Annotated in this window: 17 protein-coding genes, 12 tRNA genes and 1 rRNA gene; 1 reads left to right on the top strand and 29 read right to left on the bottom strand. The window is 41.2% G+C overall.

The genetic code is table 11. The features are described 5' to 3' along the window. The 14 genes from LCL91_RS20280 to LCL91_RS20215 all read right to left on the bottom strand — a co-directional run. A 16S ribosomal RNA gene (locus LCL91_RS20280) occupies positions 1-71 on the bottom strand; the annotation flags it as partial. A gap of 169 nt (positions 72-240) precedes the next feature. Further along, positions 241-317: transfer RNA gene (locus LCL91_RS20275), tRNA-Ile, on the bottom strand. An 8-nt stretch (positions 318-325) separates the two neighbouring features. Next, positions 326-399, bottom strand: a tRNA-Gly gene (locus LCL91_RS20270). An 8-nt stretch (positions 400-407) separates the two neighbouring features. Then, a tRNA-Pro gene (locus LCL91_RS20265) sits at positions 408-484 on the bottom strand. 17 nt (positions 485-501) lie between these two features. Then, positions 502-578, bottom strand: a tRNA-Arg gene (locus LCL91_RS20260). 10 nt (positions 579-588) lie between these two features. Beyond that, positions 589-674 (bottom strand) — tRNA-Leu (locus tag LCL91_RS20255). Between the two features lie 39 nt (positions 675-713). Beyond that, positions 714-798 (bottom strand) — tRNA-Leu (locus LCL91_RS20250). A gap of 7 nt (positions 799-805) precedes the next feature. Next, positions 806-881: transfer RNA gene (locus LCL91_RS20245), tRNA-Lys, on the bottom strand. A gap of 4 nt (positions 882-885) precedes the next feature. Next, positions 886-960, bottom strand: a tRNA-Gln gene (locus LCL91_RS20240). A gap of 34 nt (positions 961-994) precedes the next feature. Then, positions 995-1,070, bottom strand: a tRNA-Asp gene (locus LCL91_RS20235). A gap of 49 nt (positions 1,071-1,119) precedes the next feature. Beyond that, positions 1,120-1,194 (bottom strand) — tRNA-Glu (locus LCL91_RS20230). A gap of 7 nt (positions 1,195-1,201) precedes the next feature. After that, positions 1,202-1,292 (bottom strand) — tRNA-Ser (locus tag LCL91_RS20225). A gap of 3 nt (positions 1,293-1,295) precedes the next feature. After that, a tRNA-Asn gene (locus tag LCL91_RS20220) sits at positions 1,296-1,370 on the bottom strand. 175 nt (positions 1,371-1,545) lie between these two features. Then, the gene (locus LCL91_RS20215) at positions 1,546-1,998 is read right to left on the bottom strand and encodes a SprT family protein (protein ID WP_224885138.1); all 453 of its coding nucleotides are present in this window, start codon (positions 1,996-1,998) and stop codon (positions 1,546-1,548) included. Positions 1,999-2,099: 101 nt separating this feature from the next. On the opposite strand from LCL91_RS20215, the gene cmpA reads away from it, so the two are divergent. Continuing rightward, entirely contained in the window at positions 2,100-2,213 is a 114-nt protein-coding gene (gene cmpA / locus LCL91_RS20210; protein WP_098446072.1) for a cortex morphogenetic protein CmpA, read from the top strand. A gap of 15 nt (positions 2,214-2,228) precedes the next feature. Here cmpA and LCL91_RS20205 read toward each other — a convergent pair whose 3' ends face one another. The 15 genes from LCL91_RS20205 to acpS all read right to left on the bottom strand — a co-directional run bounded on the left by LCL91_RS20205 (position 2,229) and on the right by acpS (position 14,951). Further along, complete coding sequence (locus LCL91_RS20205) at positions 2,229-4,397, bottom strand: Tex family protein (protein WP_224885147.1); 2,169 nt, start codon at positions 4,395-4,397, stop codon at positions 2,229-2,231. A 159-nt stretch (positions 4,398-4,556) separates the two neighbouring features. Continuing rightward, a complete protein-coding gene (locus LCL91_RS20200; RefSeq protein ID WP_224885136.1) occupies positions 4,557-5,159 on the bottom strand; it encodes a PP2C family serine/threonine-protein phosphatase in 603 nt (200 codons plus the stop codon). 2 nt (positions 5,160-5,161) lie between these two features. Further along, positions 5,162-5,953: an RNA polymerase sigma factor SigB gene (gene sigB, locus LCL91_RS20195; RefSeq protein ID WP_098446067.1), complete on the bottom strand. Its 792-nt coding sequence runs from the start codon at positions 5,951-5,953 to the stop codon at positions 5,162-5,164. Next, positions 5,922-6,377, bottom strand: a complete 456-nt coding sequence (gene rsbW / locus LCL91_RS20190; protein WP_255640094.1) for an anti-sigma B factor RsbW — start codon at positions 6,375-6,377, stop codon at positions 5,922-5,924. The genes sigB and rsbW overlap by 32 nt, the downstream gene beginning before the upstream one ends. Before the next feature lie 23 nt (positions 6,378-6,400). After that, positions 6,401-6,730, bottom strand: coding sequence for an STAS domain-containing protein (locus LCL91_RS20185; RefSeq protein WP_098446066.1), 330 nt, complete (start codon positions 6,728-6,730; stop codon positions 6,401-6,403). Positions 6,731-6,805: 75 nt separating this feature from the next. Next, positions 6,806-7,816, bottom strand: a complete 1,011-nt coding sequence (locus tag LCL91_RS20180) for a PP2C family protein-serine/threonine phosphatase (RefSeq protein WP_160921736.1) — start codon at positions 7,814-7,816, stop codon at positions 6,806-6,808. Between the two features lie 16 nt (positions 7,817-7,832). Then, the gene (locus LCL91_RS20175) at positions 7,833-8,234 is read right to left on the bottom strand and encodes an anti-sigma regulatory factor (protein WP_159780897.1); all 402 of its coding nucleotides are present in this window, start codon (positions 8,232-8,234) and stop codon (positions 7,833-7,835) included. A 3-nt stretch (positions 8,235-8,237) separates the two neighbouring features. Beyond that, complete coding sequence (locus LCL91_RS20170) at positions 8,238-8,594, bottom strand: STAS domain-containing protein (protein WP_048312990.1); 357 nt, start codon at positions 8,592-8,594, stop codon at positions 8,238-8,240. A gap of 12 nt (positions 8,595-8,606) precedes the next feature. Then, the gene (locus LCL91_RS20165) at positions 8,607-9,428 is read right to left on the bottom strand and encodes an STAS domain-containing protein (RefSeq protein ID WP_224885131.1); all 822 of its coding nucleotides are present in this window, start codon (positions 9,426-9,428) and stop codon (positions 8,607-8,609) included. 277 nt (positions 9,429-9,705) lie between these two features. After that, positions 9,706-10,056, bottom strand: coding sequence for a type II toxin-antitoxin system endoribonuclease NdoA (gene ndoA / locus LCL91_RS20160; protein WP_048312992.1), 351 nt, complete (start codon positions 10,054-10,056; stop codon positions 9,706-9,708). A 4-nt stretch (positions 10,057-10,060) separates the two neighbouring features. Further along, a complete protein-coding gene (locus LCL91_RS20155; protein WP_048312993.1) occupies positions 10,061-10,345 on the bottom strand; it encodes a CopG family ribbon-helix-helix protein in 285 nt (94 codons plus the stop codon). Between the two features lie 128 nt (positions 10,346-10,473). Further along, positions 10,474-11,640: an alanine racemase gene (alr, locus tag LCL91_RS20150; RefSeq protein ID WP_224885129.1), complete on the bottom strand. Its 1,167-nt coding sequence runs from the start codon at positions 11,638-11,640 to the stop codon at positions 10,474-10,476. 297 nt (positions 11,641-11,937) lie between these two features. Then, a complete protein-coding gene (locus LCL91_RS20145; protein ID WP_224885126.1) occupies positions 11,938-12,939 on the bottom strand; it encodes a LolA family protein in 1,002 nt (333 codons plus the stop codon). 62 nt (positions 12,940-13,001) lie between these two features. Next, positions 13,002-14,534 (bottom strand): NAD(P)H-hydrate dehydratase, encoded by a 1,533-nt coding sequence (locus LCL91_RS20140; protein WP_224885124.1) that lies wholly within the window; start codon positions 14,532-14,534, stop codon positions 13,002-13,004. Positions 14,535-14,591: 57 nt separating this feature from the next. Then, positions 14,592-14,951 carry a holo-ACP synthase gene (gene acpS / locus LCL91_RS20135; protein ID WP_224885122.1) on the bottom strand — a complete coding sequence of 120 codons (360 nt, stop codon included), beginning with the start codon at positions 14,949-14,951 and terminating at the stop codon, positions 14,592-14,594. Positions 14,952-15,007: the final 56 nt, after the last annotated feature.

The following is a 15,007-nucleotide window of genomic DNA, read 5'->3' as shown; positions in this document are numbered from 1 at the left end:
CTTCGCTCGACTTGCATGTATTAGGCACGCCGCCAGCGTTCGTCCTGAGCCAGGATCAAACTCTCCGATAGAAAGCTTAATCTAGCTTTTAAAACAATGTTTTGTTTCCGTAGAAACAACTACTTACATGGCGTTTCGTTCAGTTTTCAAAGAGCAATTTTTCTTTCAATGTCGTTTTCAGCGACCAAACCATCATACCATGATGTGTTTGTCAGTGTCAACAAGTTTTTTAAGAAAAGATGGTGGGCCTGAGTGGACTCGAACCACCGACCTCACGCTTATCAGGCGTGCGCTCTAACCAGCTGAGCTACAGGCCCATCTTTAATGGAGCGGGTGATGGGGATCGAACCCACGACATCAGCTTGGAAGGCTGAGGTTTTACCACTAAACTACACCCGCGATATTGATGGTCGGGAAGACAGGATTTGAACCTGCGACCCCTTGGTCCCAAACCAAGTGCTCTACCAAGCTGAGCTACTTCCCGACATTTTTGAAGTAATATGGTGCGCCCGAGAGAAGTCGAATCCCTAACCTTCTGATCCGTAGTCAGACGCTCTATCCAATTGAGCTACGGGCGCATATTATATTTGGTGCGGTTGAGAGGACTCGAACCTCCACGGGGTTTCCCCCACTAGCCCCTCAAGCTAGCGCGTCTGCCATTCCGCCACAACCGCACATCGTAACTTGATGAAACGTTCGTTTATAAAAGAAATTGGTGCGGGTGAAGGGACTTGAACCCCCACGTCGTAAGACACTAGATCCTAAGTCTAGCGCGTCTGCCAATTCCGCCACACCCGCAAATAAGTGGTGAGCCATGAAGGACTCGAACCTTCGACCCTCTGATTAAAAGTCAGATGCTCTACCAACTGAGCTAATGGCTCAACATGGCTGGGCTAGCTGGATTCGAACCAGCGCATGACGGAATCAAAATCCGTTGCCTTACCGCTTGGCTATAGCCCAACAAATTATATAATCAGATTAGTTTTAGAAATAATGGCGGTCTCGACGGGAATCGAACCCGCGATCTCCTGCGTGACAGGCAGGCATGTTAACCGCTACACCACGAGACCTTTATGACTGATTACATATCATGTTGTTAAAACATTTTTAAAAATAAGTTGGTGACCCGTACGGGATTCGAACCCGTGATACCGCCGTGAAAGGGCGGTGTCTTAACCACTTGACCAACGGGCCATAAAAATGGCGGAGAAGGAGGGATTTGAACCCTCGCGCCGCTCACGCGACCTACACCCTTAGCAGGGGCGCCCCTTCAGCCACTTGGGTACTTCTCCGTTTGGCTCCACAGGTAGGATTCGAACCTACGACCGATCGGTTAACAGCCGATAGCTCTACCACTGAGCTACTGTGGAATAACATTTAAGTTGTTGTCTCCGTTATCGGCGACATTTAATATAATAACTTATCCTAGGAACAAAGTCAACAGTTTTTTTAAATTAATTAACTGTCATATGTTTGATTAGGACGTGCTCTCCGAAGAGACTTTATTAATTTACCACATACAATCTAGGTCGTCAATAACTACTTTTAATTAATTTGAATTAATTTACCTCTGCACTTTCCACATACGTACCGTGATATGTCCATCTTTCTTTTTCTACTATACTTAGTCTTACATTCTCCACATTCATAAAAATGCTTGAACGACTCAACTCTACGTTGCCCAGGTACTACCTGACAGTATCGCGATCCGCCTACTTCCTTAAGAAGTCGTTTAAAATCTTTATCCTGATGTTTGTACCCTTTCTTCTGAAGGTGAAGGTGATAGTGGCATAGCTCATGTTTAATAATACCAATGAGTTCGTCTTGACCAAACTCATCATAATGCTTTTGATTAAATTCGATATTATGAGACCTGAGCATATAACGTCCGCCCGTTGTTTTTAATCGAGCATTGAACATCGCCTTATGACGAAAAGCGAGTCCAAAAAACTCCTCAGAGATCGTTTCAACTAGCTGTTGTAATTCCTTTTCGTTCATACACTCTTCATCCTTTCTCTTTCGAACACATCCAAGCCGTTTCTCATAAACTAATGTACATCAACTTTTAACATGTGTCATCACTTAAGGAGGGGATTACGTTGCCTGTTTGGTTTAAAAACCAATTGAAACAAGCTTATCTTGAGAAAGATCGACGCCAAATCAAGTTATTAAACCAGTGCTGGTTTTTCTACAAAAGAAAACACCGCCCCTGAGGGCAGTGCTTGTGCTTAGGACGGTTGAAGCATCGTCAAAGCAATTCGCTCACGCTTAAGGTCAACTTGATCAACCCATACAGTCACTACTTGTCCCACGTGGACGACTTCCATTGGATTCTTCACATAGCGATTCGTTAACTTCGAAATGTGAACAAGCCCATCTTGTTTCACACCAATATCAATGAATGCTCCAAAATCAACAACATTCCTTACTGTACCTTCTAACTCCATTCCCTGTTCTAAATCTTCCATTTTTAAAACGTCTGTCTTTAGAATTGGTTGAGAAAGTTCATCCCGCGGATCACGACCAGGCTTTTGAAGTGAAGTTACAATATCTTTAAGAGTCACCTCTCCTATATTTAAGGCAATGGCTGTATCCTTTAGTGATACCTGAGACAAAGATTCCACTAATTTTTCTGTACCAATATCCCCTGGTTTACACTCGATGCGTTCCAAAAGTGCTTTTGTAGCGTCATAGCTCTCCGGATGAATTTCAGTTTGGTCCAGAGGCTGTTTCCCTCCCATAATTCTGAGGAACCCGATACACTGTTCATATGTTTTGGCACCTAGTCTCGGAACTTTTTTTAATTGGACCCGACTCGTGAACTTTCCTTCTTCATCACGTTTCTTCACAATGTTCATCGCAACAGCTCTAGACAGACCAGCTACATATTGCAATAGAGATACCGAAGCTGTATTTACATTAACACCTACCTGATTTACGGCGGTTTCTACCACAAACGTTAATTGATCATTTAATTTTTTCTGTGAGACATCGTGTTGATATTGGCCGACACCAACAGATTTCGGATCAATTTTCACAAGTTCAGCCAATGGATCCTGAACCCTTCGCGCGATGGAAACTGCAGAGCGTTCCTCTACTTGAAGATCCGGAAATTCTTCGCGTGCTAAATCAGACGCTGAATAAACACTTGCTCCCGCCTCATTGACAATGAGATAAACGACCTTTTTTTCAACTTCTTTAATCACATCTGCAATAAACTGTTCTGTTTCACGTGATGCCGTTCCGTTCCCGATTGCAATCATTTCAATATCATACTTCTTGATCATTTGTATGACAGCTGCTTTTGACTTTTCTACTTCTGATTTAGGTGGCGTTGGGTAAATAACTGATACTTCTAGCATCTTACCTGTATCATCCACAACAGCAAGTTTACATCCTGTACGATAGGCGGGATCTACACCAAGTACACGCTTCCCCTTTAGTGGAGGCTGCAATAAAAGATGCTTTAAATTCTCAGAAAAGATATGAATCGCCTGATCTTCAGCTCTTTCTGTTAATTCTTTCCGTATCTCTCTTTCTACTGAAGGTTGAATAAGACGTTTATAGCCATCAATAATCGCTTCCTCAAGCAGAGTCACGCAATCTTTTTGCTGATTTTTAATTGTTTTTCTTTTTAAATACTCGTGAATTGAATCAGTTGGAGGTGTGATTGATGTTCTTAGAACTTTCTCCTTTTCACCTCTGTTAATGGCAAGGATACGATGGGGAACAATTTTTGAAATGCCTTCTTGATAGGAATAATACATCTCAAAAATTTGTTTAGGGTCATCTTCCTCTGATTTAACAACCGTTTGGAGTAATCCATGTTGGAATGTTTTCGCTCTTGTCCATTTTCGAGCGTCAGCATCATCAGAAATCCATTCTGCAATGATATCCTGGGCTCCTTGAATCGCTTCTTCCACCGATAAGACTTCGTTTTCTTTTGATATGTACTTTTTAGCAACTTGTGATGGATCACTATTTCCATCTACTAGTATCCATTGAGCAAGAGGTTCTAACCCTTTTTCTTTAGCAACCGTAGCCTTTGTCCGCTTTTTTTGTTTATATGGGCGATAGATATCTTCTATTTCTTGAAGCTTTGTAGCAGCTTTTAATTGCTTCTTTAGTTCATCCGTTAATTTATCCTGCTCTTGAATAAGACGGATCACTTCTTCTTTTCGCTGATCTAAATTTTGAAGGTATGTCCACGCTTCCTGTATATCTCTTAGTTGAACTTCATCAAGCCCGCCTGTTAACTCTTTACGATATCGCGCGATAAAAGGAACAGTATTCCCATCATTCAATAACGTAATCACTTCTCTTACACTTCGTTCAGCAAGCTTCAAATTTTGAGCAACTTTACGAAAATGTTCTGATTGTTTTTGATCTACTGTCATTTCCAAAACAATTCCTCCTTAAGAGCCTTCTATACTAGTATCAGTTTACCGGATAAGTTGATTTGTTAAAAGCTTCCCTCTAAAAAATCGCAATTACTGCACATGTCTTTTTAATGAAAATAAAAAAAGTTCTTCCTATATCGAAACGGAAGAACTTTTTTATACGGTTTTCCCTACAAGGAGAGTGATATCATCATTTGTAGACGGAAGCGTATCAGTTAAATGTTTAAACGATTCATGCACTGAGTCGAAACGAGCAATCATCGAATAGTTTTTCGAACTTATTTGAACGCCATCAGAATACGTGACGAACGAAGAACCTGAAGGGTAATCAATAGTTTGCACTTTCACTTTTTGTAGCTTACCTGACAAATAACCTGAATAAGAAATCGGGCGAATAATTTTCCCATCTGGTTGATAGATAATCAAATTAATATTCCCTATTCCACTATACTCAAGTTGCCTCGTCTTTAGATCAAGCTTAAAAACAGAAAGAACACACCCTCGTTTTCCTCGCATCTCTTCATTCGCTCGTACCATTAACGATTCTACGTCTTCTTCTTGATAGTCCTTCACTGCATTTATAGCAGCTAAAGAAGAATCCTTGGCCATGTCACCACTGCCAAGACCATCTGCTACAGCACAAATGAAATAATCGGATGTTTCAGCCACAAAATAGCTGTCCCCGCACATCTGGTTACCGGCCTTTGGCTTTTGGTATGCAGCAACAGTAAGCTTCTCAAAATCATGATGATGGATCATGACTAGAAAGCCTCCGTAGGTTCAATTCGAATGGCCTGTCTTAATTTTTCTAGGGCTCTTCTTTGCAGACGGGAAACATGCATTTGTGAGATACCCAACTTCTCACCTGTTTCTTTCTGACTCATATTCTCAAAGTACGTACAGTTCAAAATTTCTTGCTCTCGTTCTGTGAGTACTGCAAAAGCCTTTTTAAGAAGCATCTGCTGGTCAACAAGATCAAATCCTTGTTCTTGATCGCCAACAAGATCGAGTAATGTGACCGTACTCCCCTCTTGATCAGCTTCAATTGAACTATCCACAGAAAGTGCTTGATAACTTTTGCCCATTTCCATCGTCTCAAGTACTTCTTCTTCAGATACATTTAAATACTCAGCAAGCTCATCAACTTTTGGAGACCGTTGAAGTTCATTAGTAAGTTCTTCGACTGCCTTCTTAATACGTGGACCTAGTTCTTTAATCCTTCTTGGAACGTGTACGCTCCACGTTTTGTCTCGAATAAATCGTTTGATTTCCCCTACGATTGTAGGTACTGCGAAAGATTCAAAACTTCTACCAAATTCAGGATCATACCGACGAAGCGCAGCAAGCAACCCAATCATCCCTACTTGAGAAAGATCGTCGTGAATACTTTTCCCTTTAGAAAATTTACGGGCAAGTGACTGAACGAGATCTTGATATCGCTCCACTAGCTTCAATTGCACAACTTCGTCTGTTGGATCCTTTTGGTACTGTTCAATCCACTCATATACTTCGTTGTTATTGTTATTGCGGGGATGATGAGATTGTGTCGGCATCTACTTCCACCCCATCTCTGTGGAGGAACTTTGTCATCATGACTACTACTCCGTCCTCTCCACTGATTTCCACTTTGTCCATTAGTGATTCAATCAGAAAGAGTCCCAATCCTCCCTCACTGAGTTGTTCAACTGACTTGTCGCTATCAACTGGTCCTAGTTTCTCAGAAACCTTTGTATAGTCGAAGCTTTGTCCACGATCAAGGACCATCATTTCTAAACGGTCTTCATAAATACCAAACCCAATAGTAATTTGTCCTTTTTCATTTTCTTTATATGCGTGGTTAACAGCATTTGTACATGCTTCTGATAGTGCTATTTTAATGTCCTCGATTTCATCATAGGAGTAGCCCATGCGATTCGCAATTCCAGAAACCGTTAATCTTGTTACGCCAACAAATTCTGCTTGAGCAGGGATTTTCATTTCAACAAAATCTGAAATGTTTATCACTTTGATCCCCCCTTTACGTCTTCAATGTCAATCACTTCATCAAGTCCAGTGATTTCAAATAGACGCTGTACGCGTGAAGTCATTCCAGTTAGTTTCAACGAGCTACCGTGCTCTTTGGAAGATTTCAGCGCACCAACAAATACACCTAAACCTGTGCTATCCATATAATTAACATCACCAAGATGAACGAGCGTTTCATGACCTTCTTTTCCAGTTAGCGGAAGTAAAGCCTCTCTTAACTGTGGCGCCGTGTAAGCGTCAATCTCTCCACCTATATGTAAATGATGTGTATTCTCATGATCTTCTTGTTTGATCTGTAAATTCATAACATTACCCCCTGTTAGGTTGCTTCTAATTATTAGTTAAAGTCATTATTTCCTTATTCCACTTTTAGAAAGAAGTTAAACCTCGCGTCTTAAAATAACCAGAGTGAAATCATCTCTAAGTTCAAACTCCTGCAGACGCTCAAGTTCTCGGTAAACCTCTTCCACAATTTCTTGTGCTGAGAGGTGAATATATTTACGAATCAACGCTACGATTTCATCGCGTTCAATAAAACCATTTGTCGAACGGCATTCTGTAACACCGTCAGAAAGCATGATAACCATATCATTTCCATTAAGTACGCGCTGATATTCTTGATAGGACGTTTTCTTTGAAACACCAAGCACAAGTCCCTTTGTAAAGAGCTCTTCAAATTCATCCTTTTCCGCATCGTAAAAAAAGCCCGGCTCATGACCGGCTCCAGCGTAATAAAATGAATGCACCCTTGGATCATATAATCCATAAAACATCGTAATAAACATATTAGGATCAACATTTTGTTCCACTACGCGATTAAGGTTCTCTAGAACAGCTCCTGGCTGCATTCGCTGCTCTGGCGCGCTATCCATTGTATACTTAATCATACTCATACAAAGTGCGGCGGGAATACCTTTCCCAATAACATCTGCAATCGCTACACTTACACAATCATTCTCGTCTTGAACAAAGTGATAGTAATCCCCGCTCATTTTCTGGGCGGGTTTACTAATGGCACCAATATCAAGATTGGGTACTTCCGGTTTATCGCCCGCTAGTAACGTTTGTTGCATATTTGCAGCAATTTCAATTTCAGATTCCAACTGCTGCTGTCGACTCCGAAGACTTTGATGCTCTCGATAGGCGAATCCGTATCCAATCATCATTTCAAGCAAAAAATCATACGAGTTTTTAAGCGGCTCAGGAATATCAGGAAATAGTTCCTCTAGAACACTTACATGGAGACTAACTGCTTCTTCAGGGGAGATCTTTTGTTCAATCATCTTCCGACTAAACTGCTGTCCCTTATATAAGGTTTGCTCAGATTGCTCTTCTAAATAATTTTCTAATATTGCTTTATACTTTTGATATTGAAGATCTCGGTCGTCCATTATGCTCGATCCCTCCTTAACGGAGCCATTTAATAGAAGTGATAACTGTACCTTCGTTCTCTTTCGAATCAATTGTAAACTCATCCATCAATCGTTTAACACCAGGTAAACCAGCTCCAAGACCACCAGAGGTTGTAAAACCATCTTCCATTACTTTTCTAATGTCTTTAATTCCTGGACCAGAGTCGGATGCTTCAATTTTAAGACCAAATTTCCCACCGTTTTCTACACGTTCAATGGCTACTTCGCCACTTCCGGCATAGAGGTATATGTTACGCGCGAGTTCAGAAATAGCCGTTGTAATGCGAGCTTGATCAACTGTACCGAAGCCAAGTTCTTTAGCAATATTCCTACCAGACTGCCTCGCTTTCACGATATCCCACTCATTTCGTACTTCCACACAGGATTGGATATTCATAACTTATCCCCCCAATTCCTGTTGTAATTTCTCTAACCCCTGTTCTAAATCTAATGCAGTTGGGACGTTTTTCATCATGATACCTAAATCAATTAGCGTAATAGCAACAGCAGGTTGGATTCCTGTCAGCACTACTTTTGCCCCCATTAAATTTGACATGCGCACCACATCGCCTAAAACTTTAGCAATGAAGGAGTCAATCATATCGACAGATGTTAGATCAATTACAACGCCTTTTGCTCCTGTTTCATGAATCTTCTCGAGCAAATCTTCCTGAAATTGAAGTGCAGTTTTGTCATCGAGATCAACTTGAATTGTAATTAGTAAATATTGATTCAATTTTAATATAGGAATTCGCATTGTCTTCCCCCCTTACTCAATCTCAATCATTTTGCGTTTTGTCATTTCTAATGCAGTTTTCATGCCTTTAAATAACGTGCTTTTCGTCGGGAATTGACCAAGATCGATCCCCAGGTTAACGATTGTTTGAGCAATTTCCGGTCTAATTCCAACTAGAATACACTGCGCCCCAACGAGACGAACTGCTTCTGCTGCCTGTATAATATGATGAGCTACCATTGTATCGACTACAGGCACTCCAGTAATATCAATAAGGACCACTTGTGATCGATGTTTAATGACGCCGGTTAACAAATTCTCCATAATCAGCTTGGCTCGCTCAGTATCAATAGTTCCGATCAGTGGCATGACACTAATATTCTCAAACACCGGAATAAGCGGTGCCGACAATTCTTGAAGAGCGACCTTCTGAATAGAAACTGTGTTTTCCCAGTTCTTTGCACTTTCATTAATCAGCTGGTTCACAATAGGGTCAATCCAACGATCTATTTCATCATACATACTGTATACTTTTTCATTCGATTGATTCGCATCTAGTAGTACTGCTAAAATAATTCGACGGAAGTTTTGCAAACCTTGCGTTATATAGCTAAGTCTCCAACCAATCTTCATTAGATGTTCAGCAAACTCTGTCATTCGATCTGTTGGCCTATGAACATTTTGCTCGATATGCGTGTAAATGATTTCAAAGAGCTCTTTGTTCGTTTCTTCATAGGCTGTATCCGTTATTGATTGTAGCCGATGCTCATCACGAACCCTCTCCATCTCATCCATCCACCTGGTGTAGATTCGTTCACGACTTTCATTCAATAATTGTATGACTAACTTGTCCATCTTGCTCCTCCCTACGATCTTTCTACATTCATTTATCTTCTCATTGCATGGAACCTCTCGCAATAATTATGCTTTCCTAGTCTTAGCACATTACATCATTTTCATCTTAACACACTTTTCGACATAACTAGAAAATTCCCTGCTGTCCTCACTACTAAATGTTCGGAATTCGAAGGAACCAATCTGTTCCATATTCACCATAATTAGTTTGTGTTTGAATGAATTTATATAAAAAAAACTGCTCATAGGAGCAGCTTCGTTTGGATATTATACGTTTTCAAAAATCAATAAGTCCAAGGCTGATTTGCAAAGCTTCTTGTACCCTTTGCATCATACCCTCATCAAGGTGAGTGATTTTATCAGTTAGACGCTGTTTATCAATAGTACGGATTTGTTCTAGCAGTATAACCGAATCACGTTCAAATCCATAGCGCTTCGCATCGATTTCGACATGTGTGGGAAGCTTTGCTTTCTGAATTTGCGCAGTGATTGCAGCAACAATGACAGTAGGGCTAAAACGATTCCCAATGTCGTTCTGAATAATCAAGACGGGTCTTACTCCACCTTGTTCAGAACCTACAACAGGAGAAAGGTCAGCAAAATACACATCACCTCGTTTGACAATCAAGCCACTACACCCCGCTTACTAAGCGGTCCACGGTGTGCTCTGCTTCCTCCTCAACAAGAAAGGCTTCTGCTGCAAGGTTCAAATTAATCTTAGCCATCTCCATGTATCCCTGGCGCATGGCGTCACGAATTTGTCGCTTCTTTCGTTCGCGAATATACATTGTCGTGGCCTGTGATATGAACTCGTTACGATCAAGCTGTTCCTGTTGAATAATACCATCCACCTCATTTAAAATATGTTGTGGGAGAGTTACAACAATCGATTTTTTGTTTGCCTCTGACACAAACATACACCTCCGAAGCACTGCTACTCATATTGTATTCCACCATTAATCTTACCATTGCGCGAGACGCATTGCAAAACAACTTTCCACAAGACTATTTCATCATATTCTTGCAAAATCCTTCTTTTATTTTACTATTTTTTTATAATTGTATTCATTACGCCTTTTTTTTCTCCATTTTCGAGAAAAAGTCTCGGAACACGCGGTCCAATCATACAAGGAATTTCATAGTTTATCGTCTCAAGTCGCTCAGCAATGTCATCTATTGTAATTTCTTCTGCACCCTCTGTTCCTATCAGTGTCACCTTCGTACCAACCTCTACTTGCGAAGGCAAGCGAACCATGAATTGATCCATACAAATACGCCCAACGATCGGAGCACGCTCACCGTTTACGAGCACATACGCTTTACCTAGCTTACGTATCCATCCATCAGCATATCCAATCGGAATCGTTCCAATCCATTCACCTTCAGCCGTGTGATACGTAGAACCATAGCTAATCGGTTCTCCAGCCTTCATTTTCTTTACGTGCACAAGCTGACTATAGAGACAAAACGCAGGCTTTAATGCAAAAGGTAGTATTGGCTTCATTTCTTGAGAAGGACTTAGCCCATACATCGAAATGCCTAGACGAATCAGATTGCCAACTCGTTCGGGAACCCGTAACGATCCAGCACTATTTCCAAGATGGATCCACTTTGGTTGCAAACCATTCTCCTTAAGAAAGGAAGTAATGTCTTCAAATTTCTTTATCTGTGTTTCAATAAACGAATTACTAGGCTCATCTGCTGTTGCAAAATGAGTATAAAAACCTTCTATATGAAATGAGGCAAATTTATTCAAACACTCAATGATTTGCTTGGCTTCCTTTTTTCCCTTAATGCCAAGTCGTCCCATACCCGTGTCTATTTTCAGATGAACGTTCAGCAACATTCCGTCCAACACTGCAAAAGCTTCCTCTAACCACTTTTCTTGAAAAACAGTAAGGGTGATCTCATTCACAGCCGCTACTTTAGCATAAATAGGCGGTACCCACCCCAATACTAGAATAGGAGCTTGAATGCCTGCTTCTCGTAGAGCAATCGCTTCGTCTAAAATCGCTACTGCTAAATATTCAGCCCCAGCATGTAAAGCCTTCTCGGCAACTGCAACCGCTCCATGTCCATATCCGTTGGCTTTCACAACAGCCATTATTCCAACCTCATCCGATACGTATCGTTTATAAGACTTCACATTCTCTTCGATAGCATCGAGGTTTACCTCAGCCCATGTCCCACGATAAAACACTTGATTGTCCATTCCAACTTCCTCCCACAACAATACACTCTGCCCTCTATTTTAGGAGATTTTAAGAAAAGCGCAAGCGTATTGTTTATCCCCGACAAGCGCTGGAAGCTTTTGAACGGAACACGTTCTTTGTGTTCTGATCAAAAGTTGAAGCGACTCGAGGGGATAGACGCTGAAGCTAGACAAGAAAAGCGCAAGCGTCTTGTTTAGTTCCGACAAGCTTAAGGCGGATCTCAATGTGGTGGGTTGAGTACTTCCTATTTCCAAAAAAGGTCCAGCCATGTGTCATAGCTGAACCTCATTGAAGTATTATTTAATTTCCGTCATGCCGTACACAGACCTCGCTACGGCAGCCATTTCTTCTTGAGATAAATCATTTGACGCAAGGAAAAAATCAACTCCATTGTGATGCCATGAGACAGTCGTATCAGTCATAACTCCCATCGTGAAACCTAAATCAATGGGTTGCCCGTCACTTACATTAACAGGAGCACTCGTTTCAACAGCAGCCTCGCTTTTCTCTTCAATTAACGTGAAAGATTTTTCTCCAGTAAAACTTAGCATAACTTTGTTGGTTGCCACTTCTTTCTCATCAGTTAAACCAGTTCCTTGCGGCTCATACATCGGATACACAACTTCAAAAGGCTCATTCGTAGTTGCAAGCACCGGCACTTCCAGTTGAGCAGCCGTCATGTTTCGCTCCATATCAAAAGCACCTTTATCAAAAGAAGCATTGAATTTCATATCCGAAAATTCAATATCAACAAGAGGCTTTTGATCTTGATTCATAATGGTGACTTTTTCTGGTGCAAGGTCCTTTTTATTTAATTGAATCGATTGGGTTGATAAGTTCTTGTTTTGGTAATTCGTTTTCGTTGTAAACACATAATCATTTTCTTTCGCTTCGAATTGAGCTCCCGAATCATTTAAAATATCCTGCACGAGCGTATTATACAGATAGGCCTGGCTTCCATTTTCAGGCCAATCACTTTGGAATCGAAAACTTTTATTCAATGCGGGGGTGAGAACAAAAACACCTTCATCATTTCGCAAGATAATTTGACTTTGCTCTTTTGATTCGTTTTTCAATTCAACTCGATAATAAGATGGCTTTTGGTACCAAATCTCTACATCGTAACGCTGTGGTTCTTCTCCTGTTTCAAGCGTCATTTTTGCGTTAACTTTGTACCCTTCCATTTCGTTCAATTTCTTATCAAGAGCATTAACCACGTCTTCCTGACTTTTTTGTCCGCAACCTGCAAGCACCGCAATCAATATCCCAATTAATAAAACTGCACCGAACTTTTTCACTCTATCCCCAACTCCTTTGCCTCATTTAAAACGACAAAGAAGGTTCCTGTATGGTGAAAAACCTATCCGTGGTGTTGCTCGAGAAATGAATGCAGAACGGTTGGTATTGTAGCAATGACGTCAGTTGCCAGTACATCAAGAGTAGAATGAGCGGTTTGCACGAGAGTATCTGCTGATTGACCGTGTATATAAACGGCATTGCTTATCCCCTCTTGAACAGACGCACTGTGCATGACAAACGCAAGAATCATGCCAGTTAAAACGTCACCAGATCCACCCTTAGCGAGCGCAGGATTACCTGTTGTATTCACATATTGACTTCCATCAGGAGCAGTTACAATCGTATAAGGGCCTTTTAAAACAAGATAAACACCGAACTCTTTAGCAAATGCTCGCGAGATATTGAATCGCTTCCTTTGCACTTCCTTGATCGACAGCCCAGTTAACCTCGCCATCTCACCAGGATGAGGTGTCAAAACAGTTGGTGCTTCTCTTGCCTTAAGTCGCTCTTTCAATTCAGCTAAGTGATACAAGGCATCTGCGTCCAAAATGAGGAGCGAATCTGTCGCTAACATCGTTTCAACGATTTGCTTGCACCCTGGTTGTCTTCCAAGACCTGGACCAACCGCGATTCCGTCAAATGAAGCGAGATCGTCGTCAGGCACCTCACCAGAGAAAAATCCATTACGAGATGGATACCCCTGGAAAATCGCTTCAACTACGGCACCAGCTGTCATCGACAGGATTTCCTCTGGAACAGAAACTTGTATTAAACCGGCTCCGCTTCGATAGGCTGCTTTTGCTGTCATAATTGGTGCGCCAACCATTCCTCTTGATCCGCCAATTACCAGACCTTTTCCATGGCTTCCTTTATGAGAGGATGCCGATCGATCAGAAAGCGTGCGATATACGTCTGATTTTTGCCAGAGTGCTCTATCACTTGATGAAAAAGCGGCTTGTGGAAGACCGATATCAACAATCTCCAATTCTCCATAATATTCAGCGTCAGGGTAAAGATAAGCTCCAAGCTTTGGACATTGAATAGTATACGTATAATCAGCACGAATAGGCTCGCACTCTTCTTCGTAACCACCATTTGCCTGTAAACCACTTGGAAGATCAACTGACAAAACAGTCGCACTAGTTTGATTCACTAGCCTAATGACATCATCATATGGTTGACGAACAGCACCAGATAAACCGAGTCCTAGTAAGCAATCAATGATAACACCATACTCGGGAAGTGAGCCTACAAATGCTTTGCCATCTTCATACGCTTTCCACGTGTAGGTCAGATTTTGAAAGATGGCTAGATGGGTTTTAGCATCTCCCTTTACTTTTGAATATGAGGGAATTAACCAAAGATCAACATCATACCCATGCTCTTTCAAATACCTTCCAAGCACAAAACCGTCGCCTCCATTATTCCCTGTGCCGATTAACAGCGCCATACGCTCATTCTTATGAAGTTTGCTTTTCATCGCTTCAAATAGAGATTTTCCTGCGTTCTCCATTAACATCGCACCAGCTATTCCAATCTCCTCCATGGCAAACCGGTCCGCTTCATACATTTCTTCTCCGGATACGATTCTCACAACAGGTCCCTCCTGACCGTGGTAAATTATATGAGGCAAGTCTCCATCATATGCAGACTAGCTTGACGAGCACTCAATAATGATCTGTGCAACAGCATGTTGCTTTGTATGTGAAATAGATATATGTACGATCTCATTTTCCTCTTTTGTTTCGATATAAGGAGCACCTTCAGTTGATTTCTGTACACAAATATCTTGCCAGCTCAGTTTCCCGATACCAGTTCCTCTTGCTTTTGCGTATGCTTCTTTTACAGCAAAACGGCCAGCCAAAAATTCAACACTTCGATGACCATTAAGTAAGTAATAAGTACTTAATTCACTTTCTGTTAGAATGCGCTCTGCAAACGAAGCATTTCGTTGCATGACTTTTTTTATTCGATCAAGCTCAATCATATCAATCCCAATACCTTTAATCATGAGACAACCCCTTCGTACTAAATCATTAAAAGTTAGCATAGTGTTTTCAATAGTGA

It is taken from the genome of Guptibacillus hwajinpoensis, from assembly GCF_020171785.1.
Classification (GTDB): Bacteria; Bacillota; Bacilli; order Bacillales; family Guptibacillaceae; genus Guptibacillus; species Guptibacillus sedimenti.
This window is presented reverse-complemented; position numbering and strand designations above follow the sequence as displayed.